The 24,238-nt window shown below is 66.4% G+C and carries 25 protein-coding genes; 14 read left to right on the forward strand and 11 right to left on the reverse strand.

The features are described from left to right. The first annotated feature begins 30 nt into the window (after positions 1–30). The 6 genes from RTX79_RS16315 to RTX79_RS16340 all read left to right on the forward strand — a co-directional run bounded on the left by RTX79_RS16315 (position 31) and on the right by RTX79_RS16340 (position 6,672). A complete protein-coding gene (locus RTX79_RS16315; RefSeq protein ID WP_312684796.1) occupies positions 31–792 on the forward strand; it encodes a gamma-glutamyl-gamma-aminobutyrate hydrolase family protein in 762 nt (253 codons plus the stop codon). Continuing rightward, entirely contained in the window at positions 789–2,186 is a 1,398-nt protein-coding gene (locus RTX79_RS16320; RefSeq protein ID WP_309686914.1) for a glutamine synthetase family protein, read from the forward strand. The genes RTX79_RS16315 and RTX79_RS16320 overlap by 4 nt, the downstream gene beginning before the upstream one ends. A gap of 348 nt (positions 2,187–2,534) precedes the next feature. Continuing rightward, positions 2,535–3,647: a polyamine ABC transporter substrate-binding protein gene (locus tag RTX79_RS16325; RefSeq protein ID WP_312684798.1), complete on the forward strand. Its 1,113-nt coding sequence runs from the start codon at positions 2,535–2,537 to the stop codon at positions 3,645–3,647. Between the two features lie 138 nt (positions 3,648–3,785). Next, positions 3,786–4,922: an ABC transporter ATP-binding protein gene (locus tag RTX79_RS16330; RefSeq protein ID WP_312684800.1), complete on the forward strand. Its 1,137-nt coding sequence runs from the start codon at positions 3,786–3,788 to the stop codon at positions 4,920–4,922. Continuing rightward, positions 4,919–5,830: an ABC transporter permease subunit gene (locus RTX79_RS16335; RefSeq protein ID WP_312684802.1), complete on the forward strand. Its 912-nt coding sequence runs from the start codon at positions 4,919–4,921 to the stop codon at positions 5,828–5,830. Before RTX79_RS16330 ends, RTX79_RS16335 begins: the two co-directional genes overlap by 4 nt. Beyond that, entirely contained in the window at positions 5,827–6,672 is an 846-nt protein-coding gene (locus RTX79_RS16340) for an ABC transporter permease subunit (protein ID WP_123699418.1), read from the forward strand. The genes RTX79_RS16335 and RTX79_RS16340 overlap by 4 nt, the downstream gene beginning before the upstream one ends. Before the next feature lie 48 nt (positions 6,673–6,720). Here RTX79_RS16340 and RTX79_RS16345 read toward each other — a convergent pair whose 3' ends face one another. Further along, positions 6,721–7,110 (reverse strand): MoaF-related domain-containing protein, encoded by a 390-nt coding sequence (locus RTX79_RS16345; protein WP_312684806.1) that lies wholly within the window; start codon positions 7,108–7,110, stop codon positions 6,721–6,723. A gap of 283 nt (positions 7,111–7,393) precedes the next feature. On the opposite strand from RTX79_RS16345, the gene RTX79_RS16350 reads away from it, so the two are divergent. Further along, positions 7,394–8,758: an NAD-dependent succinate-semialdehyde dehydrogenase gene (locus tag RTX79_RS16350; RefSeq protein ID WP_312684808.1), complete on the forward strand. Its 1,365-nt coding sequence runs from the start codon at positions 7,394–7,396 to the stop codon at positions 8,756–8,758. Positions 8,759–8,827: 69 nt separating this feature from the next. On the opposite strand, the gene RTX79_RS16355 is transcribed toward RTX79_RS16350, so the two are convergent. The 9 genes from RTX79_RS16355 to RTX79_RS16395 all read right to left on the reverse strand — a co-directional run bounded on the left by RTX79_RS16355 (position 8,828) and on the right by RTX79_RS16395 (position 16,875). After that, positions 8,828–9,844 (reverse strand): magnesium and cobalt transport protein CorA, encoded by a 1,017-nt coding sequence (locus RTX79_RS16355; RefSeq protein WP_312684810.1) that lies wholly within the window; start codon positions 9,842–9,844, stop codon positions 8,828–8,830. Positions 9,845–9,859: 15 nt separating this feature from the next. After that, the gene (locus RTX79_RS16360; protein ID WP_312684822.1) at positions 9,860–11,071 is read right to left on the reverse strand and encodes a DUF4105 domain-containing protein; all 1,212 of its coding nucleotides are present in this window, start codon (positions 11,069–11,071) and stop codon (positions 9,860–9,862) included. Between the two features lie 44 nt (positions 11,072–11,115). Beyond that, on the reverse strand, positions 11,116–11,997 hold the full coding sequence (locus tag RTX79_RS16365) for an HlyC/CorC family transporter (RefSeq protein WP_057507771.1): 882 nt from the start codon (positions 11,995–11,997) through the stop codon (positions 11,116–11,118). A 109-nt stretch (positions 11,998–12,106) separates the two neighbouring features. Further along, complete coding sequence (locus tag RTX79_RS16370; protein WP_312684811.1) at positions 12,107–12,661, reverse strand: hypothetical protein; 555 nt, start codon at positions 12,659–12,661, stop codon at positions 12,107–12,109. A 90-nt stretch (positions 12,662–12,751) separates the two neighbouring features. Further along, entirely contained in the window at positions 12,752–12,946 is a 195-nt protein-coding gene (locus tag RTX79_RS16375; protein WP_057507773.1) for a hypothetical protein, read from the reverse strand. Positions 12,947–13,025: 79 nt separating this feature from the next. Beyond that, positions 13,026–13,511: an rRNA maturation RNase YbeY gene (ybeY, locus tag RTX79_RS16380; protein WP_312684812.1), complete on the reverse strand. Its 486-nt coding sequence runs from the start codon at positions 13,509–13,511 to the stop codon at positions 13,026–13,028. Beyond that, positions 13,508–14,494, reverse strand: coding sequence for a PhoH family protein (locus RTX79_RS16385; RefSeq protein WP_309686885.1), 987 nt, complete (start codon positions 14,492–14,494; stop codon positions 13,508–13,510). The genes ybeY and RTX79_RS16385 overlap by 4 nt, the downstream gene beginning before the upstream one ends. A gap of 228 nt (positions 14,495–14,722) precedes the next feature. Further along, the gene (miaB, locus tag RTX79_RS16390) at positions 14,723–16,144 is read right to left on the reverse strand and encodes a tRNA (N6-isopentenyl adenosine(37)-C2)-methylthiotransferase MiaB (protein ID WP_057507776.1); all 1,422 of its coding nucleotides are present in this window, start codon (positions 16,142–16,144) and stop codon (positions 14,723–14,725) included. 110 nt (positions 16,145–16,254) lie between these two features. Next, positions 16,255–16,875 (reverse strand): glutathione S-transferase family protein, encoded by a 621-nt coding sequence (locus RTX79_RS16395; protein ID WP_312684813.1) that lies wholly within the window; start codon positions 16,873–16,875, stop codon positions 16,255–16,257. 76 nt (positions 16,876–16,951) lie between these two features. On the opposite strand from RTX79_RS16395, the gene RTX79_RS16400 reads away from it, so the two are divergent. The 7 genes from RTX79_RS16400 (at position 16,952) to RTX79_RS16430 (ending at position 23,060) form a co-directional block, all read left to right on the forward strand. Beyond that, positions 16,952–17,926, forward strand: a complete 975-nt coding sequence (locus tag RTX79_RS16400) for a helix-turn-helix transcriptional regulator (RefSeq protein WP_312684814.1) — start codon at positions 16,952–16,954, stop codon at positions 17,924–17,926. Positions 17,927–17,973: 47 nt separating this feature from the next. After that, a complete protein-coding gene (locus RTX79_RS16405) occupies positions 17,974–18,933 on the forward strand; it encodes a lytic transglycosylase domain-containing protein (RefSeq protein WP_312684815.1) in 960 nt (319 codons plus the stop codon). A gap of 150 nt (positions 18,934–19,083) precedes the next feature. Beyond that, a complete protein-coding gene (gene petA / locus RTX79_RS16410; RefSeq protein ID WP_123699411.1) occupies positions 19,084–19,704 on the forward strand; it encodes a ubiquinol-cytochrome c reductase iron-sulfur subunit in 621 nt (206 codons plus the stop codon). Continuing rightward, the gene (locus tag RTX79_RS16415) at positions 19,704–20,963 is read left to right on the forward strand and encodes a cytochrome b (protein WP_312684817.1); all 1,260 of its coding nucleotides are present in this window, start codon (positions 19,704–19,706) and stop codon (positions 20,961–20,963) included. The genes petA and RTX79_RS16415 overlap by 1 nt, the downstream gene beginning before the upstream one ends. Beyond that, positions 20,956–21,705, forward strand: coding sequence for a cytochrome c1 (locus RTX79_RS16420; RefSeq protein ID WP_123699409.1), 750 nt, complete (start codon positions 20,956–20,958; stop codon positions 21,703–21,705). Before RTX79_RS16415 ends, RTX79_RS16420 begins: the two co-directional genes overlap by 8 nt. A gap of 163 nt (positions 21,706–21,868) precedes the next feature. After that, positions 21,869–22,504 (forward strand): glutathione S-transferase N-terminal domain-containing protein, encoded by a 636-nt coding sequence (locus tag RTX79_RS16425; RefSeq protein ID WP_123699408.1) that lies wholly within the window; start codon positions 21,869–21,871, stop codon positions 22,502–22,504. Positions 22,505–22,583: 79 nt separating this feature from the next. Beyond that, complete coding sequence (locus RTX79_RS16430; protein ID WP_309686861.1) at positions 22,584–23,060, forward strand: ClpXP protease specificity-enhancing factor; 477 nt, start codon at positions 22,584–22,586, stop codon at positions 23,058–23,060. Between the two features lie 42 nt (positions 23,061–23,102). On the opposite strand, the gene RTX79_RS16435 is transcribed toward RTX79_RS16430, so the two are convergent. Beyond that, complete coding sequence (locus RTX79_RS16435; protein WP_182655452.1) at positions 23,103–23,453, reverse strand: DUF3301 domain-containing protein; 351 nt, start codon at positions 23,451–23,453, stop codon at positions 23,103–23,105. Positions 23,454–24,238 lie beyond the last annotated feature (785 nt).

The following is a 24,238-nucleotide window of genomic DNA, read 5'->3' on the forward strand; positions in this document are numbered from 1 at the left end:
TACCGTGTGGGCAGCGCCGAGGACCTTCGCATGCGCCTTCCGCCCTTCGTGGGATTGCCGACCGACAGCAGCTTGCAGGGCCACCACCGTTTCGCGATGGCCGGCGAGAAGTACGTGCGCGCGCTGGTCGATGCCGCTGCGGTCACCCCGGTGCTGCTGCCCTCGCTGCAGCCGCCGCTGCCTGCGGGCGACTGGTTGTCACGCGTGCATGGGCTGCTGCTGACCGGCGCGGTGAGCAACATCGAACCGCAGCATTACGCCGGCGGCCGCACGTGGCCGGGCAACCTGCATGATCCTGCGCGCGACGGCGCCGCGTTTTCGCTGCTGCAGCATGCCTTGGCCGCCGACCTGCCGGTGCTGGCAATCTGCCGTGGTTTCCAGGAGCTCAACGTCGCCTTGGGCGGCACCCTGCACCCCCAGGTACACAGGGTGGAGGGACGGCACGACCACCGCGAAGACCCCGCGGCCTCGGTAGAGGTGCAGTACGGTCCGGCGCACAGCATTGCGCTGGTCGCCGGCGGTTGGCTGGCGCAGTGGCACGGTGCGCGTTCGGCGGTGGTCAATTCGGTCCACGGCCAAGGCATCGACAGCTTGGCCGACGCCCTGTTGCCCGAAGCACACGCCGACGATGGCCTGGTCGAGGCGGCACGCAGCCGCAGGCATTCCTTCGTGCTGGGCGTGCAGTGGCATCCGGAGTGGCGCGTCACCCACAATCCCTTCTATCACGCTGTGTTCCACGCGTTCGGCCAAGCTTGCCGGCAGCGACAACGACTTCAACAGGATTGCCCATGAGTACCGACAGCCGCACGCGCAGGATGCCAACGGAGGAAGATGCGCAGGAAAGCAGCCTGCTGCGCTGGCTGAAGGACCGCCGCATCACCGAAGTGGAGTGCCTGGTGCCGGACATCACCGGCATCGCGCGCGGCAAGATCATCCCGGCCGACAAGTTCTCCCACGATTACGGAACGCGCCTGCCGGAGGGCATCTTCGCCACCACCGTCACCGGTGACTACCCGGATGATTACTACGAACTGACCTCGCCTTCGGATTCGGACATGGTGCTGCGCCCGGACCCGGAAACCGTGCGCATGGTGCCGTGGGCGACCGATCCGACCGCGCAGATCATCCACGACTGCTATACCAAGAACGGCCAGCCGCACGAACTGGCACCGCGCAACGTGCTGCGCCGCGTGCTGGATGCCTACACCGAACTGGGCCTGCGCCCGGTGGTGGCACCGGAGCTGGAGTTCTTCCTGGTGCAGAAGAACACCGATCCGGACTTCCCGCTGCTGCCGCCTGCCGGTCGCTCTGGCCGCCCGGAGACCGCGCGGCAGAGCTATTCCATCGATGCGGTGAACGAGTTCGATCCGATCCTCGACCTGATGTACGACTACGCCGATGCGATGAAGCTGGACGTGGACACGCTGATCCACGAATCCGGCGCGGCGCAGCTGGAAGTCAACTTCACCCACGCCGGTGCGATGAACCTCGCCGACCAGGTGTTCCTGTTCAAGCGCACCATGCGCGAGGCGGCGATGCGCCACGGGGTGTACGCCACCTTCCTGGCCAAGCCGATGGAAAACGAGCCGGGCAGCGCCATGCACATCCACCAGAGCCTGCTGCGGATCAGTGATGGGGCCAACGTGTTTGCCGGCGATGGCGATGGGGAAGGGGAGTTCAGCCCGGTGTTCGGGCATTACCTGGGCGGGCTGCAGAAGTTCGCCCCGCAGGCGATGGCGTTCTTCGCGCCCAATGTGAACTCCTACCGACGGCTGGTCTTTGGCGAGGTGTCGCCGAGCAACGTGCACTGGGGCTTCGACAACCGCACCTGCGGCCTGCGCGTGCCGATGGACACCCCGGACAACATGCGGGTGGAAAGCCGCTTTGCCGGCTCCGATGCCAACCCGTACCTGGCGATGGCCGCCACCCTGGCCTGCGGGCTGCTGGGCCTGCGCGGCCAGCTGGCCCCGGATGCGCCGGTCAGCGGCAGCGCGAAGGAACTGGGGTATGACCTGCCGCGATCGCTGGGCGAGGCGCTGGACGGCCTGGAGCAGTGCGCCGAACTGCAGGCGCTGCTCGGCGAACGCTTCTGCAGGGCCTACATTTCGGTGAAGCGCAAGGAGTACGAGACCTTCTTCCGGGTCATCAGTTCATGGGAACGCGAGTTCCTGCTGCTGAATGTCTAGACATGGGACCCATCCCGCCGAGCATGGCCCGGCGCTGTCTGTCTTTTTTCCGTGCGCGCACGGGAAGTGCCACAGGACGGCTCTGTTTTCTTCCGTCGGCGCAGGCAACGTGTCACAGGGCCGGGCGGTGGGGCTGGGTGGGGGCGTTGAGCGCCATGGATGGCGCGAAACCAGGCCCGCATGGATGTAGTGGTTGCCGTCCCCCACCCGGCCCCATCGCCCGGCCAGCCCCGGAAGGTAGTCGCAACGTGCACGCGAGCATCACTGGATGAACCGGCGCCCCGGCGTTAGGCTGGCACCCGTCTGCAGGCCGCAATCGGCCCCCACCCCGCTATGGAGCCCCCTCCCATGAAGCTGCGCACCCTCACGCTCGGTCTTTCCGCCGCCCTGCTTGCCGCCTGTAGCGGCGGTGGCAACGGCGCCGCGCAGGACGGCAAGGTCCTGAATGTCTACAACTACAGCGATTACATCGCCGAAGACACCATCCCGAACTTCGAAAAGCAGAGCGGGATCAAGGTCACCTACGATGTGTTCGACAGTGACGAAATGGTGGAAACCAAGCTGCTGGCCGGCAACAGCGGCTACGACGTGGTGGTGCCGACGCTGAACTTCTTCGGCCGGCAGATCCAGGCCGGCGTGTTCCTGCCGCTGGACAAGGCGAAGATCCCCAACCTGGCCAAGCTGGACCCGAAGGTGATGGAGCGCATCGCCACTCAGGACCCGGGCAACAAGTACGGCGTGCCGTACATGATCGGCACCACCGGCATCGGCTACAACGTGGACATGCTGAAGGAACGCTTCGGCGGCAGCGCCGACATCGCCAACAGCTGGGACCTGGTGTTCAAGCCGGAAAACATCGCCAAGATGAAGGACTGCGGCGTGACCCTGCTGGACACCCCGGCCGACATGATCCCGGTGGCGATGCATTACCTGGGCCTGGACCCGCACAGCAACAACCCGGCCGACATCCAGAAGGCCGCCGAGCTGCTGAAATCGATCCGCCCGTACGTGCAGAACTTCCACTCCTCGCAGTACGTGGGCTCGCTGGCCAACGGCGGTACCTGCCTGGTGGTGGGCTGGTCGGGCGACATCATCCAGGCGCGTGACCGCGCCGACGAAGCGGCCAACGGCGTGCACGTGGCCTATTCGATCCCGCGCGAAGGCGCGCCGCAGTGGTTCGACATGCTGGCCATCCCGAAGGATGCCAAGAACCCGGAAGCGGCCTACCAGTTCATCAATTACCTGCTGGAACCGAAGGTCGCCGCGGCCAACACCAACTTCATCCATTACGGCAACCCGGTGAGCGAGGCGACGCCGCTGGTAGACGAGGCGATCCGTACCGATCCGACCATCTACCCGCCGGCGGACGTGGCCGAGAAGATGTTCACCTATTCGATCAACACCCCGGAAACCGACAAGCTGTACACCCGCTTGTGGACGGAAATCAAAACCGGCCGTTGACCGCTGCGGCCCGCCGCCCACGTCCCCGCCGCAACGCTGGGACGTGCCCGCCGCAGGCCGCCAACTGCCGTCATGTCGCCTCGGCACGGGCATGGCTAGAATGGCGCCGCTGTCCACCATCCGCTCCCGGAGCCCCCCATGCCCGCTGAAGCCCTGCCGGAAGCCGCCGTCATCGATACCCACGGCGAGCCCGGCTACCTGTCCATCCGCGACCTGCGCAAGGAATTCGACGGTTTCGTCGCGGTCGACGACGTCAACCTGGACGTGCGCAAGGGCGAGATCTTCGCCCTGCTTGGTGGCTCGGGCAGTGGCAAATCCACGCTGCTGCGTTGCCTGGGCGGGTTTGAAACGCCCACCAGGGGCAGCATCGTGCTCGACGGCCAGCCGCTGGTGGCGCTGCCGCCGTACAAGCGTCCGGTCAACATGATGTTCCAGTCGTATGCGCTGTTCCCGCACATGAGCGTGGAGCAGAACATCGCCTTCGGCCTGAAGCAGGATGGGCTGGCGGGTGACGCAATCCGCCGCCGGGTGGGCGAGATGCTGGAGCTGGTGCACATGACCCAGCTGGCCAAGCGCCGGCCGCACCAGTTGTCCGGTGGCCAGCAGCAGCGCGTGGCGCTGGCCCGTTCGCTGGCCAAAGGGCCCAAGCTGCTGCTGCTGGACGAGCCGATGGGCGCGCTGGACAAGAAGCTGCGCTCGCAGATGCAGCTGGAGCTGGTCAACATCATCGAAACTTCCGGGGTGACCTGCGTGATGGTCACCCATGACCAGGAAGAGGCGATGACCATGGCCACCCGCATCGCGGTGATGGACGCCGGCTGGATCCAGCAGGTGGGCAAGCCGGATGAGGTCTACGAGCAGCCGGCCAACCGCTTCGTCGCCGGCTTCATCGGCTCGGTGAATTCGTTCGAAGGGGTGATCGACGAGGACCTGCCGGAGTACGTCACCGTGCGCTCGCCGGCGTTCCCCGCGCCGATCTACATCGGCCACGGCATCACCTGCTACGAGGGCCAGCCGGTCGCCTTCGCGGTGCGCCCGGAGAAGATCATCATCGGCAAGGACGAGCCGGAAGGGCACACCAACAAGGCCCAGGGCGTGATCGAGGACATCGCCTACTTCGGCAGCCATTCGGTGTACCACGTGCGCCTGCCGAGCGGGGCCAAGGTGATGGCCAACTTCGCCAATTCCCAGCGCTGGGCCAGCGATGGCCTGACCTGGGGCGATGAGGTCTGGGTGCACTGGCGCGACAACGACGGCGTGGTGCTGACCTCATGAGCGCGGCCGTGCGCAAGCGCTGGATGCCCGGACTGCGCGATGCGGTGGTCGGCGTGCCGTACCTGTGGCTGCTGCTGTTCTTCGCGGTGCCGTTCGTGATCATCCTGATGATCTCCTTCGCGCACACCCAGGTGGGCTCGCCGCCGTACACGTGGTTGCTGCAGTACGTCGATGGCGCGCTGGCGCTGAAGTTGAACCTGGAAAACTACCTGCAGCTGGTGCGTGACCAGCAGTACGTGCTGGCCTATGTCAGCTCGTTCAAGATCGCCGCCATTTCCACCGTGCTGACCCTGCTGATCGGCTACCCGATGGCCTACGCGATCGCGCGGATGAAGCCATCCACGCGCAACATCATGATGATGCTGGTGGTGCTGCCGTCCTGGACGTCCTTCCTGATCCGCGTGTATGCCTGGATCGGCATCCTGGACCGCAACGGCCTGCTCAACCAGCTGCTGCTGAAGATCGGCCTGATCGACCAGCCGCTGCAGATCCTGTACACCCCGACCGCGGCCTACATCGGCATCGTGTACTGCTACCTGCCATTCATGGTGCTGCCGTTGTATGCCAACCTGGTCAAGCATGACCAGCGCCTGCTGGAAGCCGCCTACGACCTGGGCGCCAAGCCGTGGCAGGCTTTCCTGCGCATCACCCTGCCGCTGTCCAGGGCCGGCATCATCGCCGGCTGCATGCTGGTGATGATCCCGGCGGTGGGCGAATTCGTGATTCCCGAAATGCTGGGCGGCCCGGACACGCTGATGATCGGCCGCGTGCTGTGGGGTGAGTTCTTCAACAACCGCAACTGGCCGGTGGCCTCGGCGGTGGCGGTGGTGATGCTGTTGCTGCTGCTGGTGCCGATCTTCCTGTTCAACCGTTCGCAGCAGCGCGTGCTGGAAGGAAAGCAGGCATGAGCACGATGCGCGGTTACCGCTGGATGGGCTGGGGCGCGCTGGCGCTGGGGTTTGCCTTCCTGTACCTGCCGATCCTGCTGCTGATGGTGTTCTCCTTCAACAGCTCGCGGCTGGCCACGGTGTGGGCCGGTTTTTCCACCCGCTGGTATGGCGAACTGTTCAACGACCGCGCCCTGATGGATGCGCTGTGGATGAGCCTGAAGGTGGCGTTCTGGACGGCCTGTGCGGCCACTGTGCTGGGCACGATGGCGGCCATGGTGATGACCCGCTTCCGGCACTTCCGCGGCAAGTCCGCGTTCAGTGCGCTGATCACCGCGCCGCTGGTGATGCCGGACGTGATCCTGGGCTTTTCGCTGATGACCCTGCTGGTGTCGATGGGCGGCATTCCCGGCTTCCCGGCGCGCGGCGCGGCCACGATCTGGATCGCCCATGTGACCTTCACCCTGTCCTTCGTGACGGTGGTGCTGTCATCGCGGTTGCAGGAACTGGACATCTCGCTGGAAGAGGCGGCGATGGACCTCGGCGCCAGCCGGTTGACCGTGTTCCTGAAGATCACCCTGCCGATCATTGCCCCGGCGCTGCTGGCCGGCTGGCTGCTGGCCTTCACCCTGTCGCTGGACGACGTGGTGATCGCCAGCTTCGTGGCCGGTCCCAGTTCCACCACCTTGCCGATGAAGGTGTTCGCCTCGGTCCGCATGGGCATCAGTCCGAAGATCAACGCGCTGGCCACGCTGATGGTTTCGGCGGTGGCGGTGGCGGCGGTGATCGGCTGGTATGTGACCGCGCGCGGTGAGAAACGGCGCCAGCGCGACCTGCTGCTGGCGCGCCAGGACAATGGCTGATGGCCGGCGCTGGCGTGCCGCCAGCAGCCGTTTGTCGAAGTTGATCGATCAGCGCGGCCCCTTGTCGCGCAGTGTTCCGCTCAGGTGGATGAACTCCAGTCCTTCGCCGGTGATGTTGGTGTAGGCGCGGCGCCTGTACCAGTCCTGGACCTGCACCACGGTTGCCTGGTGGACCGTCTCGGTCCAGTAGAGCAGGTACTGGTCCGGCGCCGTGGCGATGGCGGTGTACTCCACGGTTTCGGTTTCGCCTTCCTCGGGACCGCTGATACCGAAATAGGTCATGGTGCGGCCATCCTCTTCGAACCGCAGTTCGTAGACATTCTCACCGAAGTCCAGCTCCACGACCCTGCCGATGCCGGGGTACGGCCGGTCCGGATAGGTCTGCGGCGTGGGACTGGCCAGCGCGGTGGCGGCGCTCAGCGCCAGCAGTGTGCTCATGATGATCTTCCTGTACACGACGTCTCCTCGTGGGCCTGTTTGAGGGTTGTGGATGGCGCTGACGGGACCGCTCGCGCAGAAGAAGTTTCACCGCCTGCGACTGGCGCCGTAAGAGGGAAGCGGGTCGGGGATTGACGGCTACCGTTGATTCGCACGGCTCACCCCTGGTCGGCAGACAGGCGCGACATCCGGTCGCACCGTCGGGCGCCAATGCAGCCGATCCGGCAACATCCGGCTCACGGTGGGCGGCGCAGAATGGAGGCCTGACTTACAGGAGCCCTCCATGACCGTCGAGATCGTCAACCCCACCACCGGCCGCGTGGACTACCGCCATGAGCTGCTGGACAAGGCCGGGATCGAGCAGCGCCTGCAGGCTGCCGCCGGCGCCTTCCCGGCGTGGTCGGCCACGTCGCTGCAGGAGCGCGCTGCGGTGCTGCGCGCTATTGGTGCCCAGCTGCGTGAGCGCAAGGATGACATCCAGGGGGCGATGACCCGCGAAATGGGCAAGCTGAAGGTCGAAGCGCTGGCCGAAGTGGAAAAGTGTGCAGCCGCCTGCGAGTACTACGCCGACCATGCTGCCGACTATCTGAAGCCGCAGTTGATCGACACCGAGGCACAGCGCAGCTATGTGCGCTATGAGCCGATCGGCTGCGTGTTCGCGGTGATGCCGTGGAATTTCCCGATCTGGCAGGTATTCCGCTTCCTCGCCCCGGCCTTCATGGCCGGCAACGTGGCCCTGCTCAAGCACGCCAGCAACGTGCCGCAGTGCGCGGACCTGATCAACGAAGTGGTGCGTGCCGGTGGCCTGCCCGACGGCGTGTTCGACGTGCTGCACATCGACAACGACCAGGCGGCCGACGTCCTGCGCGACCGCCGGGTGAAAGCGGTGACCTTGACCGGCAGCGAGCGGGCAGGGCGCTCCATCGCCGCCAACGCGGGCGACCAGTTGAAGAAGTGCGTGATGGAGCTGGGCGGCAGCGATGCCTTCGTCGTGCTGGATGACGCAGACTTGGACAAGGCGATCGACGCAGCGGTGAAGTCCCGCTTCGACAACAGCGGACAGACCTGCATCGCGGCCAAGCGGTTCATCGTGGTCGAGGCGGTGGTCGATGCCTTCACCGAACGCTTCGTCGCCGCAGCCGGCGAGCGTCGGTATGGCGATCCGGCCGACGCGCGCACCACCCTGGCGCCGATGGCGCGTGCCGACCTGCGTGACGAACTGCACAAGCAGGTCCAGGCCAGCGTTGCCAAGGGCGCGCGGGTGCTGGCCGGTGGTGAGCCAGTGGACGGCAGCCATGCCGGGTATCCGGCGACGGTGCTCGACCAGGTCGGCCCGGGCATGCCGGCCTACGACGAAGAACTGTTCGGCCCGGTGGCGGCGGTGATCCGGGTCAAGGACGAGGCCGAAGCGCTGCAGGTGGCCAACGATACCCGCTTCGGCCTGGGTGGCAGTGTGTGGACCACCGATGCCGCGCGTGGCGAAGCGTTCGCGCAGCAGATGGAGTGCGGCGCGGCCTTCGTCAATTCCATCGTCAAGAGCGACGTGCGGTTGCCGTTCGGCGGCAGCAAAGAGTCTGGCTTCGGCCGTGAACTGGCCGAGCACGGCATCCATGAGTTCATGAACATCAAGACGATCTACGTCGCCTGATCCGCACCCATGGCGCCGGGCGATGCTCGGCGCCGGTGGCAGCGCCGCGCAGAGTCCGGCGCTGCCGCGTTACAGCCAGCGCACGCGCTTGAACAGCCGGTACAGGCCCACGCAGATCGCCCCCACGCCTATGATCATCGCCGGATAGGCCCACGGCTGGTCCAGTTCGGGCATGTGGGTGAAGTTCATGCCGTACCAGCTGGTGATCAGCGTCGGCGCCGCCAGCAGCGCGGCCCAGGCGCCCAGTCGCTTGACCGTCTCGCCTTGGGCCAGCGTGACCAGCGACAGGTTGACGCTGAGCGCGGTGCCCAGCATCTCGCGCAGTGTATCGATGACATCGCTGATCCGGACGGCATGGTCGTGCACGTCGCGGATGTACAGCTTGACCTCATCGGGCACCAGTCCGGACTCGGACGGATAGCGCCTGAGCGCCGACAGCACGTCCTGCAGCGGTGCCACCGCCATGCGCATCTTGTTGAGCTCGCGCTTGAGTTCATACAGCCGCACCACGGTGCTGCGCTTGTAGTTCTCGGCGAAGATGTCCTTTTCCAGCAGCTCCAGCGTGTCGCGGAAGCGGTTGGTGATCGGCAGGTAGTTGTCCACGACGAAGTCCAGCACCGCGTACAGGCAGTACGAAGGACCCATCTTCAACAGGTGCGGCTCGCGCTCCACGCGTGCACGCACCGGCGCGTAGGACAGCGACGCGCCGTGCCGCACGGTGACCAGGAAACGCGGCCCGACGAAGGCGTGCGTTTCGCCGTACTGGATGCGCTCGTCGACCATCTGCGCGGTGGTGACCACCACGAACATCGAGTTGCCGTAGGTTTCCACCTTAGGCCGCTGGTGCGCGTTGCGCGCGTCTTCGATGGCCAGGTCATGCAGGCAGAATTCTTCCTGCAGTTTCAGCAGCACCGGATCGGCCGGATCGTACAGGCCGACCCAGACGAAGCCGTTGCCGCTGGCGATCACGTCGCTGATGGCATCCAGGCTGATGTCGTGGCGCTTGCCATCGTCATCGTAGTGGACGCAGTTGATCACGCACGCAGGGTTATGCGCAGCGGGGGCGGTGGTATCGGGCAGGGTCATGCCACGTATCCTGCGTCAGTGTGCGTGAAGCGCCAATCGCGGCAGGCGCCGGCCGAGTACCCAGGCCAGCGCGGCATGCACGGGCAGCAGCAGTACGATCCACTGGATGTTGTACTGCGCCTGCAGGCTGAGCCAGTGCAGCACCAGGCCGGCCAGGGACAGCAGCGCCACGCTCCACAGGGTGATCCGGAACAGACGTCCGGGCGCACGACGGCGCAGCAGGCCGATCGCCCCCGGCAGCAGCAGCAGGCACAGCGGCGAGAGCTGCAGCAGGTTGCGGTTGGCCCACGCGGCGTGGTGGTCGCTGAAGCCCCACAGGAACACCAGCAGGCCGCCGGCGATCGTGCTGAAGGTCCAGAACGGCAGGGCCAGCGCGGCCAGCAGGCGCGGCCGGCGGCGCAGCGCGATCACGCCGGCGCCCAGCCCCAGGCCCAGTACCAGCCAGGGCCACCACGCACGTGCGTGTTCGGCCGGTTCGGGGTCGATGCGATGGGCCAGCAGTTGCTGTTCGGACTGCACCAGCGGACGTCCTTCGCTGTTGCGCACCTGGCGCAGCGCGTCGGCCAGCCGCATCGGTACGAAGGCTTCCTGCCAGCGGGACAGCGGCTGGTCGGCGAACGGGCCCAGGCCCAGGTCGAAACCCAGCCACATCCATGGCGCCGGTGACGCCAGCCGCACCGATTCGCTGCGGAACGTGTTGCCGCGCGAACGGCCGGACAGCTGCGCATGCAGGCCGCCGCCCAGTGCCTTGTCCAGGGTGTCGCGCACCATCGTGGCGCAGTTGGCGGTGTAGTAGTCGTAGCGGTAGCGCGCGTTCTCCGGCTTGGCACGTTCGGCCAGGTCGGCGGCCAGTGCACGCGCCTGCGCCGGGTCCAGGTCGAGCCACTGCACGCTGGCACCGCGGCCGGCTTCGTCGTAGTAGCCCAGGTCCTGTTCCAGCGGCAGCGCGACCAGGTAATACATCATCTCGCCGCGCACGAAGCGGCTGACGAAATCAGGCTCGCCCGGGTCGAAATAACCGAAGTTGTACGAGGTGGTGGCGCCGGTGAGCGGGTCCACCACCACGATCGCATCGTGGCCGAAGCGTTCGAAGAAAATGGTGCCCGGCTGCATGGTGACCACGCCGATGCGCGGTACCGGGGCCTCGGTCGCTGCGCCGGCGACCGGACCTGTGGGCGGCTGCTGCGCCAGCGCCTGCAGGGGCAGTCCCAGCAGGCAGGCCAGCATCAGCACCGCCAGCGCGCAGCTCAGCCGCGTTGCCGTGCACAGGTTCAAGCGTTTTCCTGCTCGTCCGCCGGCAGCACGGTCACATGGAAGGCCTGCACGCGGCGGGCGTCGGCACGGGCAACGCGGAACATGAAGCGGTCCAGCGCCAGCTCGTCGCCGATTTCCGGCAGGTGGCCGATGGCTTCGGTAACCAGTCCGCCGATGGTGTCGTAGTCATCATCGGGGAAGGTGGCGCCGAAGCGTTCGTTGAAATCGCCGATGGCGGTCAGCGCATCCACCACGTACTGGCCGTCGGCCTGGATGGCGATGCCGGCGGCCGGATCCTCGGCTTCGTCGTGCTCGTCGTCGATCTCGCCGACGATCTGTTCCAGCACGTCTTCGATGGTCACCAGGCCGGCGACGCCGCCGTACTCGTCGACCACGATCGCCATGTGGTTGCGCGACAGGCGGAATTCCTTCAGCAGCACGTTCAGGCGCTTGGCTTCGGGGATCAGCACCGCTGGCCGCAGCAGCTCGCGGATGTTGCCCGGCCCGTTGTCGGCGACCACGCCGCGCAGCAGGTCCTTGGCCAGCAGCACGCCGAGGATGTCGTCCTTGTTGTCGCCGTGCACCGGGAAGCGCGAATGGCCGGACTCCACCACCTGCCGCATCAGCTCCAGGAACGGCGCCTCCACCGGCAGCGACACCATCTGCGAACGCGAGATCATGACATCGCCCACGGTCAGGTCGGCGACCGAAATGGCACCTTCCATCATGCGCAGGGTGTCGGCCGCGATCAGGCCGTCTTCGTGTGCTGTGTGCAGCACCGCAACCAGCTGGTCGCGCGTATGCGGTTCACCGGAAAACGCAGCACCGAGGCGTTCGAGCCAGCTGCGTTTCTTCTCACTGTGCTCCTGTGCGGAGCTTGTACTGTCGTCTTCAGACATCTCGGGAAAAAAGGCACCCGGCAGGCCGGGCGATGGACGCAGTCTAGCAGGATGGCGGGGCTGCAACGCGTCAGCCCCCGGCGCTGCGGGCCGGGACCAAGCTGCGTGTTCAGCCCTCGCTGGCGGCGGCTGCGGCGGGCGTGCCTTCCTCTTCCGCCGGCAGGTCAAGGCTGTAGGAGCAGCCGGCCAGGGTCTGGCCGGGATGGCTGCGGACGGTGGACACGCTCAGGATGATCGACTCGATCATCGGCTCACCGGTCTTCGGGTCGGTGGTGTCGCGGCTGACCACTTCACGCCCGGCCATGAACTTGCCGTCGGCGTCGTAGGCGGTCTCCAGCTTCAGTCCGGCGGCCAGCGGCCGGGGATCGGCCAGGTCCAGCACCGCCATGATGCTGGCGCCGGCCAGCGCGATGTGGTCGGTGGGGTGGCCGAACACGGTGGTGGGGTTGGCCAGGCGGAACTCGGTCATGAACGGGTTCTGCTGCGCCAGCGGCTGCAGGCCCAGGGCCACTGCCTTCAGCGGATCGGCCGCGGCGGCGCTGAGTGCAGCATGCTCGGCGATCCCCTGGCGGCACTCGACCAGCGCAGGAATGTCCACCCCGATGGCGGCGGCCGGCATGGCAGGCAACAGGGTCAGCAGGGCGATGCAGGCGGGCAGTTTCATGGCAATCAACAGACGGGCGCAGGACATGCCCGATGATAACGGCCCCACGCCGGTGACGCCCAATCGTGGCGAAGGCGGAGCGCGGTTGGCTCAGCCCAGGCTTTGCAGGGTGCGGGCCCACCAGCGCCACGCCGGCCCGGCTGCCAGTACCACCCCGACGGTACCCAGTGCCGTCAGTGCCATGCCGCTGTTCGGCGACAGCGGCAGCCAGCCTCCCCCCAGCGCGCAGGCCGCGCCGAGGATGAGCAGCAACGGGGCGACGGCGGTGGGACGTTGTTCCAGCATCACAGCCTTCCTGGCATGGAGTCGAGGCGGGATTGAAGCACGAACGCCATCACTCCAGGAAGCGCCGTGAACTACAGATTCAGCGCTCGCCGGCGTAGGGATCGGAGATGCCGAGCTCGGCGAGAATCTCGCGCTCCAGCTGTTCCATCGCGTCGGCTTCCTTGTCGTCCTCGTGGTCCCAGCCAAGCAGGTGCAGCACCCCGTGCACGGTGAGGTGCGCGTAGTGGGCGGTGAGTACCTTGGCCTGTTCGTCGGCTTCGCGCGCCACCACCGGCGCGCAGATCACCAGGTCACCCAGCAGCGGGAACTTCACGCCCTTCGGCAGGCCTTCGGGCAGTTCGGCCGGGAAGCTGAGCACGTTGGTGGCGTAATCCTTGCCGCGGTAGTGGCGGTTGAGGGATTGACCTTCCTTGGCATCGACCAGGCGGATGGCAAGATCCGCCTCGCGGATGCGGCCTTTCAGCGCCGCCGCCACCCATTTGCGGAAACTCACCGCCGAAGGCAGTCCGGCGCGGGGCAGGGCGTAGCTGACGGCGACGTCAAGGCGGACGGGACCCTTGGTCATGGGGTGGCTCCAGGCTGGATTTCGTGCAGGTCGCGACGGTCGTAGGCGGTGACGATGCGGGCCACCAGCGGATGGCGCACGACATCGCGCGCTTCCAGGAAGGTGAAGCTCACCCCTTCGACATCGCGCAGCACGTCGATGGCATCGCGCAGGCCGGATTTCACATGCTTGGGCAGGTCGGTCTGGGTCAGGTCGCCGGTGACCACGGCGGTAGAGCCATAGCCCAGCCGGGTCAGGAACATCTTCATCTGTTCGATGGTGGTGTTCTGTGCCTCGTCCAGGATCACGAACGCGTCGTTGAGCGTGCGCCCGCGCATGTAGGCCAGCGGCGCGATCTCGATCACGTTCTTTTCCAGCAGCTTGACCACTTTTTCCACGCCCAGCATTTCATACAGCGCGTCATACAGCGGGCGCAGGTACGGGTCGACCTTCTGGGTCAGGTCGCCTGGCAGGAAGCCGAGCTTTTCGCCGGCTTCCACGGCCGGGCGCACCAGGATCAGCCGCTGCACGCGCGATTCGTTCAGTGCTTCCACCGCGCTGGCCACGGCCAGGAAGGTCTTGCCGGTGCCGGCCGGGCCGATGCCGAAATTGATGTCATGCGCGGCGATCTGGTGCAGGTAGCGGGCCTGGTTGGCGCCACGTCCGCGCACCGTGCCGCGCTTGACCTTGATCGCCACGTCCTGCGCCTCGTAGGCGCGTTCGGCGATGTGCTCCACGTTGGCCTGGTTCAGCCGCAGGTGGATGGCCTGGCTGTCGAAGGTGACTTCGGCGGCCTCTTCGTACAGTGCCTCGACCAGTTTTTGGGCTTCGGCGGCGGCTTCGGCCGGTCCGCTGATGCGGAACACATGGGCGCGGTTGGCGATCTCCACGCCCAGTTTCAGTTCGATCTGGCGCAGGTGGCCATCGAAGGGGCCGCTCAGGTTGGCAAGCCGCTCGGTGTCTTCCGGGGCCAGGGTGAAATCGCGATAGGCAGGTGCGGTCATTGCGTCAGGCGGCACCGACCGGAACGACCGTGCCGCAGGGCTTGGAATGGGACAACAGGGTAGCGCTGTCATGCCGGGACTGCCACCGCATCGCGCGTGCGCCCCACTTTCCACAGGGACTGTGGGCGGGCGTGGGAAGAAGGTGTGGATAAGCCGCACCAGGCCCCTGCGCGCAAGGGCTGCGGCGCGCTGGTCAATTCATCGCCAGCGCCCGCATGCCGTCACCGCTCAGGCGCGCTCCACCACCCGTCCGCGCAGCGAGTTGGCGTAGGCCTCGGTGATCAGTACATCGACGAACTGCCCGACCAGCCGCGGCGGTGCGGCGAAGTTGACCGTGCGCATGTTCTCGGTCTTGCCGCTCAGCTCGTTGGGGTCCTTGCGCGAGGGACCTTCCACCAGCACCGACTGCACCGTGCCGACCATGCGCTCGGAGATTCCGCTGGCGTGCTGGTTGATGCGCGCCTGCAGGCGCGACAGCCGGGCGTGTTTTTCCGCATCGCTGATCGTGTCTTCCAGGTCCGCCGCCGGGGTGCCGGGACGACGCGAATAGATGAAGGAGAAGCTCTGGTCGAAGCCGATGTCTTCGATCAGCTTCATGGTCTTCTCGAAATCGGCATCGGTCTCGCCGGGGAAGCCGACGATGAAGTCCGAACTGATCGAAATATCCGGGCGCACCGCGCGCAGCTTGCGGATCTTCGACTTGAACTCCAGTGCGGTGTAGCCGCGCTTCATCGCCGACAGCACGCGGTCGCTGCCCGCCTGCACCGGCAGGTGCAGGAAGTTGGCCAGCTGCGGTACGTCGCGGAAGGCGTCCACCAGCGAATCGCTGAACTCCAGCGGATGCGAGGTGGTGAAGCGGATGCGCCCGACGCCGTCGATCTCCGCGATGGTGCGGATCAGCAGTCCCAGGTCGGCGAACTCGCCTTCGCCATACGGGCCACGGTAGGCGTTGACGTTCTGCCCGAGCAGGTTGATCTCGCGCACGCCCTGCGCGGCCAGTTCGGCCACTTCCACCACCACGTCTTCGAACGGGCGGCTGACTTCGGTGCCGCGGGTGTAGGGCACCACGCAGAACGAGCAGTACTTGGAGCAGCCTTCCATGATCGACACGAACGCCGACGCGCCTTCGGCGCGCGGGGCAGGCAGGTTGTCGAACTTTTCGATCTCCGGGAAGCTGATGTCGACCTGCGGGCGGTTCTGCTCGCGCCGTGCGCGGATCAGTTCCGGCAGGCGGTGCAGGGTCTGCGGACCGAACACCAGGTCCACGTAGGGTGCGCGCTTGATGATCGCTTCGCCTTCCTGCGAGGCCACGCAGCCGCCCACGCCGATGATCACGTCACGGCCGTTGTTCTTGAAGGCCTTCCAGTTGCCGAGCTGGCTGAAGACCTTCTCCTGGGCTTTTTCGCGGATGGAGCAGGTGTTGACCAGGATCACGTCGGCCTCTTCGGGCCGGTCGGTCAGCTCCAGCCCGTCGCTGGCGGCAAGCACGTCGGCCATCTTGGCCGAGTCGTACTCGTTCATCTGGCACCCGTGGGTCTTGATGTACAGCTTGCCGCGCACGGTGTCGGGCTTGCGCGGACCGGCGGGCAGGGGCAGCAGGGCGGTGTCGCCCGGGCTGGCGGGCAGGAAGACGTCTGGCGTCCCGGTCATGGCGATCAATCCAGGCGGGTGGCGTGATGGCCCCCTAGTTTACCGGAGGCACGGCCCCGGTAGCGCCGACCCAGGGTCGGCGAGCGCAGCGGGCCGCGGGCGCGGGCGCGTCAACCCGCTGCCAACCCCGCGTCCAGCGCTTTCCCGCGCAGGACAGCCGGATGTGCGGCCATCCGGGCGATATACGCCGCCGTCGCCGGACCCGGCTGCAGCAGGCCGAAACCGCTCATCCAGCCCAACGCGCTGCCCCACAGGAAATCCGCCGCCGACAGCCGTTCGCCCAGCAGGTAATCCCCCTGCTGCAGCTGTTCTTCGACCACCCGCAGCACGGTGTCCGCGTCCACGTACGGCGACATGCCGCGCGGCGCCGGCTCGCGCTTCATCGCCTTGTCGATCATCGCCGGCTCGAAACAGGCGCCATGGAACGCCAGCCAACGCAGGAACGGGCCACGCAACCGGTCGCCGACGGGCGGGGCCAGTCCGGCCTCCGGATAGAGCTCGGCCAGGTACTGATAGACCGCCACCTGCTCGGTGACCAGCACCCCGTCATGCACGATCGCCGGCACCTTGCCCATCGGATTGAGTGCCAGGTAGGCCGGCGCCAGGTTGTCGCCGTCCTTCAGGCTGAGCAGTTCCAGCGCGTAGTCCGCGCCGAGGGCTTCAAGCAGGACCAGCACCCCGCTCGAACGCGACGGGGAGGCGTGATAAAGGGTGACGTGGCGGGTGGTCATGGTCGCGCTCCAGTGGAATGAGCGGCCATGGTGGCGCAGTATCGCGGACAACTTCTGACCTCGATAGCCCGCGCCCATGTCGCATACCGCCAATCGCCTGTTGCGCTTGATCGCCCTGCTGCAGGCCCGGCAGCACTGGTCCGGTGGCGAGCTTGCCGAGCGCATGCAGGTGGACCGGCGCAGCATCCGCCGTGACATCCAGCGGCTGCGGGAACTGGGCTATCCCGTGCGCGCCTCGTCTGGCGTAGGCGGCGGCTACCGGATGGGCGCCGGCGGTCCGCTGCTGCCGTTGCTGCTGGAAGAAGAAGAGGCCACCGCCATCGCCCTGGCGCTGCGTGCAGCGGCGTCGAGCATGGCCGGGATGGAGGACACCGCACGTTCGGTGCTGACCAAGCTGGATCCGCTGGTGCCCAGCCGACGCCGCCAGCAGGCCGGGGAGATCCATGCCGCCACCGCCACCCTGTCGCAGAAGCCCAGTGTCGACGGCCACCTGCTCGGCAAGCTGGCCGTGGCCTGCCGGCAGGCCGCGCCGCTGGCGTTCGATTACCTGAGCCACGGCGGCGAAGCGACCCACCGCCGGGTCGATGCCCAGCACTTGGTGAACTACGGCCGCTGCTGGTACCTGCTGGCCTGGGATCATGGTCGTGGCGACTGGCGCACGCTGCGCGTGGACCGCATCAGTGCGCTGCAGTTGCTGCCCGGGCAGGGCATGCGGCGCGCGCTGTCGGTGCCGCCGGAAGTAGCGGTGCACCAGGCGGTGAGCCAGGCGCCCTTCGTGATGAAGGCCGAGGTGCACCTCGCCGGAACGCTTGAACAGCTGGCCCCGCAGGTGCCGCCGTGGTGCGGGGTGCTGCAGGAGGGCGGGCCGGCGCACTGCATCCTGCACGTGGGCGCGGATACCCCGGCGATGCTGGCCAGCCAGATCCTGAGCCTGGGAATCCGTCCGCTCCACGTCGCCACCACGCCCCCGGCGCTGCGCGCCGAGATGGTCGCCTGCCTGGGCGGGCTGGCCGCAGTGATGTCCGATGCGGGATCTTCACGCCCGGTTTGACGGCAACGTGCTTGGCAAGGGCGGCACAAGCTGGGACACTCGCGCCCATGAAGGGGATCTTGGGGATCGCGGCACTCATCGTTGCTGCACTGGTTGCCGTGCCGGCCAGTGCCGGCACGCTGTACAAGTGCGTTGGCGCCGACGGCGTGCCCAGCTATGTCAGCAAGCGGGTGGCCGGGGCGCAGTGCAGCGTCATCAGCTACACGCGCGACAGCCGCAGCGCTCGGCCGGCGGTCGCCGCTGCCGCGCCGGTTGCCGTCGCGGCCCCGCGCGAAGCCCCCGCCGCCAGTGCAGTCCCGGTCGGAATGATGGGCGCGGCCACGGCGGTCGCCAGCACCACGGCCGCGGTGATCGGCTCACCTGCCGTGGCCCCGGCCTTGACCCCCGCCGCAGCGCCGAAGCCGCAGAGCAAGGCCGGCCGCGTGGTCAGTGGCCAGGTCTATTCCTACATGCAGGACGGGGTGCGCCATTACACCAGCGCACGTCCCTCGCGGCAGGTCGCCAGCCTGGAGCAGGTGCGCACCATCCGCTACAGCTTCATCGAACGCTGCTTCGCCTGCGGCACCAATCCGGGCGTCAACTTCGGTTCGGTGCGCCTGAACACCACCGCCTTCCAGGCCGAGATCGCCGCCGCGGCGCGCCAGTACGGCGTCGAAGAAGCCATCGTGCGCGCCATCATCCACGCCGAATCGGCCTACAACCCGACCGCGCTCAGCCGCGCCGGCGCACAGGGACTGATGCAGCTGATGCCGCCGACCGCGGCACGCTTCGGCGTCACCGACTCCTACGATGCCGCGCAGAACATCCGCGGCGGGGTGCAGTATCTGTCATGGCTGTTGAAGCGTTTCAATGGTGACCTGACGCTTGCCGCCGCCGGCTACAACGCCGGTGAAGGCGCGGTGGACCGCCATGGCGGTGTTCCGCCGTACAGTGAAACGCGCTACTACGTGCAGCGGGTCGGGCAGCTTGCCGAACGCTACCGGGGTGCGCTGGCCAGCAACCAGTAGCCGCACGGCCGGTCCGGTGGCGTCGCGCTGCTGCACTGGCACATTGACCGCGACAAACGTTTCGCTACACTCGTTTCAGATTCAAAGCGGCCTGGCCCCCACCAGGTTGCCGGCAGCCTTAAAGCTACCTAATCAATATCGGAGTGCCGGATGGCCAACGATGGGGTATACGATCCAGTGAATCATGGACGTCGCCGTTTTCTTTCTGCCACCACGGCGGTGGTCGGTGCGGTCGGCGTCGGTTTCGTCGCGGTTCCTTTCATCAAGTCCTGGAATCCCAGTGCGCGTGCCAAATTGGCCGGCGCACCGATCACCGCTGACATCAGTGCCCTGCAGGAAGGCCAACGGCTGATCCTGGAATGGCGCGGCCAGCCGATCTGGATCGTCAAGCGGTCCAAGGCGGTACTGGACGCGCTGCCGGGCCTGGACGGGCGCCTGAAGGATCCCGAATCCAGCGTCCAGGACCAGCAGCCGGCCTATGTGCTGAAGGAAAACCCGGAGCTGCGCTCGATCAAGCCGGCGGTATCGGTGCTGGTCGGGTTGTGCACGCACCTGGGCTGTTCGCCGGAAATGGTCGCCGAGATCCGACCCGAACCGTATGACGCGCAGTGGAAGGGCGGGTATTTCTGCCCCTGCCACAAGTCGCGTTTCGACATGTCCGGGCGGGTCTTCAACGACGTCCCGGCCCCGACCAACCTGCTGGTGCCGCCGCATCACTACCAGGATGACAACACCCTGATCATCGGCGTGGATCCGGAGGGAGCTGCCTGATGGCCAACATCCTTGCCCGCACCGCCAGCGGTGTCGCCGAGTGGGTGAACGCGCGCGCGCCGGGGCTGATGCCGGTGTACCGCAAGCATGTCAGCGAGTACTACGCGCCGAAGAACTTCAACATCTGGTACTACTTCGGCTCGCTGGCGATGCTGATCCTGGTCAACCAGATCGTCACCGGCATCTTCCTGACGATGCACTACAAGACCAGCGCGGCCGAAGCCTTCGCCTCGGTCGAATACATCATGCGCGACGTGGAGTGGGGCTGGCTGATCCGCTACATGCACTCCACCGGGGCCTCGCTGTTCTTCATCGTGGTCTACCTGCACATGTTCCGCGGGCTGCTGTACGGCAGTTACCAGAAGCCACGCGAACTGGTGTGGATCCTCGGCATGCTGATCTACCTGGTGCTGATGGCCGAAGCCTTCATGGGCTACGTGCTGCCGTGGGGCCAGATGTCGTTCTGGGGCGCGAAGGTGATCATTTCCCTGTTCGGTGCGATCCCGGTGATCGGCAACGGGCTGACCGAATGGATCATGGGCGACTACCTGCCCAGTGACGCCACGCTCAACCGCTTCTTCGCCCTGCACGTGATCGCGCTGCCGCTGGTCCTGCTGCTGCTGGTGGTGCTGCACCTGGGCGCCCTGCACGAGGTGGGATCGAACAATCCCGACGGCGTGGAGATCAAGAAGGGGCCGAAGGGCAACCGCTGGTCGGCGACCGCGCCCGCCGATGGCATCCCGTTCCACCCGTATTACACGATGAAGGATGCGGTCGGGGCGGGCTTCCTGCTGGTCATCGCCGCCTTCATCATCTTCTTCGCACCGGCCTTCGGCGGGCAGTTCCTGGAACATGACAACTTCACCGAAGCCAACCGCCTGGTGACCCCGGAACACATCAAGCCGGTGTGGTACTACACGCCGTACTACGCGATGCTGCGGGTGATCCCGAACAAGCTGGGCGGGGTGATCGTGATGTTCTCGGCGATCGCCATCCTGTTCCTGGTGCCGTGGCTGGACAAGTGCAAGGTCAAGTCGGTGCGCTACCGCGGGTGGATCTCCAAAGTGATGCTGGGCGTGCTGGTGGTGTGCTTCGTCTGGCTGGGGGTGATCGGTTCCGGCCCGGGCACGGCGGTGTGGGAAACCTGGGTGGGCCGCGTGCTGACCTTCCTGTATTTCGCCTTCTTCCTCACCATGCCGATATGGACGCGACTGGACAAGACCAAGCCGGTACCGGAAAGGGTGACCACGCATGACTGAGCGCTGGATGGTGCGGATGGCCCTGGTGGCCACGATGCTGCTGGCAAGCGGCCTGGCCGTTGCCGCCGAAGGCACGGCGAAGATGCTGCAGGCCGGCAACGACCTTGGTGACCGCGCATCGCTGCAGCGCGGTGCGCAGCTGTACATGAACTACTGCTCCAGCTGCCATGCGCTGAAATACCTGCGCTACTCGCGCATGGCCGCCGACCTGGGCCTGACCGAAGAAGAGGTGATGAACAACCTCAACTTCACCGGGTCCGCCATCGGCGATCCGGTGCCGGTATCGATGCCCAAAGCCGAAGCAGAGAAATGGTTCGGCAAGATGCCGCCCGACCTCAGCCTGATCTCGCGGGTGCGCGGACCGGACTGGGTCTACACCTACCTCAAGTCGTTCTACCTGGACAGCAGCCGCCCGTTGGGCTGGAACAACACCGTGTTCCCCAACGCGTCCATGCCCAATCCGCTGTGGCAGATGCAGGGCCTGCAGCACGCCGTGCATGGCAAGCCGGAAGCGCCGGGGCTGGATCCGCCGGTTCTGGCGCTGGAGCTGCGCGCGCCGGGCAATGTCGATCCGGGCCAGTACGACCAGGCGGTGCGTGACATCACCAACTTCCTGGCCTACGCCGGCGAACCCGCCGCGCTGAAGCGCCAGCAGCTCGGTGTCTGGGTGGTGCTGTTCCTGGCCTTCCTGACCTTCCTGCTGTACCTGCTGAAAAAGGATTACTGGAAGGATGTCCACTGACGGCTGCGGCATGGCGGTGGCGTCTACGTCAATGCGTGGCCCAATACCCTTGGCCTATTGGCTTTTGTGAGCGTCGGTTGCACACTCGGGAAAGAGTCGACTGTCGGAAATGGTCCGGCAGCGCCGATGCGGCAGGCGGACTCCTGTCGTTGGAGAGCCTTTGATGGCGGCGAGCGTACGCATGCGTAATACCCTGACGCTGTTTTCCTCGAACGACGATGTGCTCTGTCATCGGGTACGTCTGGTCCTTGCGGCCAAGGGCGTCACCTATGACTTTGTGCCGGTGGATCCGCAGAATCCGCCGGAAGACCTGATCGACCTCAATCCCTACCACTCCGTGCCCACCCTGGTGGAGCGCGAACTGGTGCTGTATGCGGCGTCGGTGGTCAGTGAATACCTTGATGAGCGCTATCCGCATCCGCCGTTGATGCCGGTCGATCCGCTGTCGCGTGCGCGCATCCGCCTTGCGATGCTGCGCATCGAACATGACTGGGTGCCGCAGGTGCAGGCCATCCAGCTGGGCAACAAGACCCAGGCCGAAGCCGGCCGCAAGCGCTTGAAGGAACTGCTGACCAGCGCGGTGCCGCTGTTCAAGGCCAGCAAGTTCTTCCTGAATCCTGAAATGACCCTGGCCGACTGTGCGGTCGCGCCGATCATCTGGCGCCTGCAGGCACTGGATGTGCCACTGCCGAAGGATGGCAAGGCGATCGAGGATTACGGCAACCGGATCTTCCGCCATCCCGGCTTCATCCGCAGCCTGACCGAGCAGGAAAAGAAGCTGCGCGACCTTCCGGGTTGACCTGCACTTTCCGACTGTTTGCCCAACACTTCGCCCGCTCCCCTGCCACGCAGGGGGGGCGGGCGCGTACACTTCACGCATGACTGACGAATTCTTCCGGATGACCAGCCACCGCCCGTACCTGTTGCGCGCCTTGGTTGAATGGATCAATGACAACCAGCTGACCCCGCACATCCTGGTGGATGCCGGCGTGGCTGGCGTGCAGGTGCCGCCGTCCAGCATCAAGGATGGCCGCGTGGTGTTGAACATTGCCGAACGTGCGGTGATGGGGTTGGCGATCGACAACGAGTTGGTCAGCTTCTCCGCCCGCTTTTCCGGCGTGAGCTTCGCCGTGCAGGTGCCGATCAGTGCGGTGCTGGCGGTATACGCACGCGAAACGGGGCAGGGCATGGCGCTGCCGGATGACATCAGCGGTGCGGAATCGGCCGACGACGACGAGGTGACGCTGGAAGACGTGTCGGCTGACGCTGACGGCACGCCGCCGGATGACACGCCGCCGGATGGCAACCCGCCGCCGCGCCCGAGTGGCCGCCCGCAGCTGCGCGTGGTGAAGTAATCCCGTCGAGGGGGCGACGATCGTCGCTCCCGTCATGGGTCATCAGACGTCTTCGGCATCATCCACATCGGGGCGGATCGCACTGATCCGCGCCGCGCCGGGGCCGCTGAAGGACACCAGTTCATCGCCGCGCAGGACCATCCTGCCCACATGGCGATCGATGCCGTCATACGAGTATTCGAACTTGAAGGTGCGCTCGAAGCAGAGGCGTCCGTCGTCGCCGCGCGCCACTTTCAGGCCGATGGCATGCACGCTCTGGTCCAGCCACTGCACGTCGGCGGCCTTGCAGGCGTTGCGCCCGAGTACGCCGGCACGCTCGGCTGCGGCGCGCGACGAATTCCAGAAGGCGTAGCCACAGGCGCCGACGATCATCAGCAGGATCAGGGTGGGCATGAGCGGCGCACTGGCAGGAAGAGGAACCTACAAGATGGTGCACCGGGTGGCGTAGTTCAAGCGCTGGGGTGTGGTTTGCGCGCTGCGCGCGGCTTCGAAGCGAACGTCAACGTCAACAGCAACGTCAAAAGCCGGGGGCTGTGGGTGGGCGGGGCGGGGTGGGTTGGCGGGGGACGGCAAAGACCGCTCCTGCGTGCCTCGTTTCGCGCCATCCATGGCGCTCAACGCCCCCGCCAACCCACCCCGCCCCACCGTCGACAGGTCCATGGTGGCCATGGAACCTTGGGTAGCGCCGAAGGCAGCGGCAGGAGCCGCTGCCAACGTCGCTTGCGACGGCCCGCAAGGGTGCGGGTCAGGACGACCGGCATACCCATGGTCGGCGGATTCGGGGAAGGAAGGGGGGAGAAAGATGGGGTCAGCGTCCTTTCGCGTGGCGAAAGGACGCTGAGCCCTGCCTTTGCTCTTTTACTTTCATTGCGCGGGTGGCAGCCCCCGGAACCTGTGAGAGGGGCGGGCGGGGAGGCTATGCGGGGCCTTGAGCGGCAGGAGCCGCGAAGAGCTACAGGGACGTACTTGCGCGTGCCCCGCATAGCCTCCCCGCCCGGCCCCAAGCACAGTGCCTGCTGTAAGCCGAAACCCGCGAGGGGGTCTCACCCGTTCGACCCTCAAAAACACCCCTGCCTTTGCTCTTTTATTTTCATTGCGCGGATGGCGGCCACCGGAACCCGTGAGGGGCCGGGCGGGGAGGCTATGCGGGGCCTTGAGCGGCAGGAGCCGCGAAGAGC

This window comes from Stenotrophomonas chelatiphaga, assembly GCF_032054965.1.
Classification (GTDB): Bacteria; Pseudomonadota; Gammaproteobacteria; order Xanthomonadales; family Xanthomonadaceae; genus Stenotrophomonas; species Stenotrophomonas chelatiphaga.

Excerpts from the sequence above, each read along its gene's own strand:
- RTX79_RS16420 (WP_123699409.1), top strand. The coding sequence starts at position 20,956 with ATGACTGAGCGCTGGATGGTGCGGATGGCCCTGGTGGCCACGATGCTG.
- RTX79_RS16425 (WP_123699408.1), top strand. The coding sequence starts at position 21,869 with ATGGCGGCGAGCGTACGCATGCGTAATACCCTGACGCTGTTTTCCTCG.
- RTX79_RS16325 (WP_312684798.1), top strand. The coding sequence starts at position 2,535 with ATGAAGCTGCGCACCCTCACGCTCGGTCTTTCCGCCGCCCTGCTTGCC.
- RTX79_RS16430 (WP_309686861.1), top strand. The coding sequence starts at position 22,584 with ATGACTGACGAATTCTTCCGGATGACCAGCCACCGCCCGTACCTGTTG.
- RTX79_RS16375 (WP_057507773.1), bottom strand. The coding sequence starts at position 12,946 with ATGCTGGAACAACGTCCCACCGCCGTCGCCCCGTTGCTGCTCATCCTC.
- RTX79_RS16365 (WP_057507771.1), bottom strand. The coding sequence starts at position 11,997 with ATGTCTGAAGACGACAGTACAAGCTCCGCACAGGAGCACAGTGAGAAG.
- RTX79_RS16400 (WP_312684814.1), top strand. The coding sequence starts at position 16,952 with ATGTCGCATACCGCCAATCGCCTGTTGCGCTTGATCGCCCTGCTGCAG.
- RTX79_RS16370 (WP_312684811.1), bottom strand. The coding sequence starts at position 12,661 with ATGAAACTGCCCGCCTGCATCGCCCTGCTGACCCTGTTGCCTGCCATG.
- RTX79_RS16405 (WP_312684815.1), top strand. The coding sequence starts at position 17,974 with ATGAAGGGGATCTTGGGGATCGCGGCACTCATCGTTGCTGCACTGGTT.
- RTX79_RS16335 (WP_312684802.1), top strand. The coding sequence starts at position 4,919 with ATGAGCGCGGCCGTGCGCAAGCGCTGGATGCCCGGACTGCGCGATGCG.
- RTX79_RS16345 (WP_312684806.1), bottom strand. The coding sequence starts at position 7,110 with ATGAGCACACTGCTGGCGCTGAGCGCCGCCACCGCGCTGGCCAGTCCC.
- RTX79_RS16415 (WP_312684817.1), top strand. The coding sequence starts at position 19,704 with ATGGCCAACATCCTTGCCCGCACCGCCAGCGGTGTCGCCGAGTGGGTG.
- RTX79_RS16340 (WP_123699418.1), top strand. The coding sequence starts at position 5,827 with ATGAGCACGATGCGCGGTTACCGCTGGATGGGCTGGGGCGCGCTGGCG.
- RTX79_RS16355 (WP_312684810.1), bottom strand. The coding sequence starts at position 9,844 with ATGACCCTGCCCGATACCACCGCCCCCGCTGCGCATAACCCTGCGTGC.
- RTX79_RS16395 (WP_312684813.1), bottom strand. The coding sequence starts at position 16,875 with ATGACCACCCGCCACGTCACCCTTTATCACGCCTCCCCGTCGCGTTCG.
- RTX79_RS16320 (WP_309686914.1), top strand. The coding sequence starts at position 789 with ATGAGTACCGACAGCCGCACGCGCAGGATGCCAACGGAGGAAGATGCG.
- RTX79_RS16330 (WP_312684800.1), top strand. The coding sequence starts at position 3,786 with ATGCCCGCTGAAGCCCTGCCGGAAGCCGCCGTCATCGATACCCACGGC.
- ybeY (WP_312684812.1), bottom strand. The coding sequence starts at position 13,511 with ATGACCAAGGGTCCCGTCCGCCTTGACGTCGCCGTCAGCTACGCCCTG.
- petA (WP_123699411.1), top strand. The coding sequence starts at position 19,084 with ATGGCCAACGATGGGGTATACGATCCAGTGAATCATGGACGTCGCCGT.
- RTX79_RS16435 (WP_182655452.1), bottom strand. The coding sequence starts at position 23,453 with ATGCCCACCCTGATCCTGCTGATGATCGTCGGCGCCTGTGGCTACGCC.
- RTX79_RS16360 (WP_312684822.1), bottom strand. The coding sequence starts at position 11,071 with ATGCTGGCCTGCCTGCTGGGACTGCCCCTGCAGGCGCTGGCGCAGCAG.
- RTX79_RS16350 (WP_312684808.1), top strand. The coding sequence starts at position 7,394 with ATGACCGTCGAGATCGTCAACCCCACCACCGGCCGCGTGGACTACCGC.
- RTX79_RS16315 (WP_312684796.1), top strand. The coding sequence starts at position 31 with ATGCGCCTTCCGCCCTTCGTGGGATTGCCGACCGACAGCAGCTTGCAG.
- miaB (WP_057507776.1), bottom strand. The coding sequence starts at position 16,144 with ATGACCGGGACGCCAGACGTCTTCCTGCCCGCCAGCCCGGGCGACACC.
- RTX79_RS16385 (WP_309686885.1), bottom strand. The coding sequence starts at position 14,494 with ATGACCGCACCTGCCTATCGCGATTTCACCCTGGCCCCGGAAGACACC.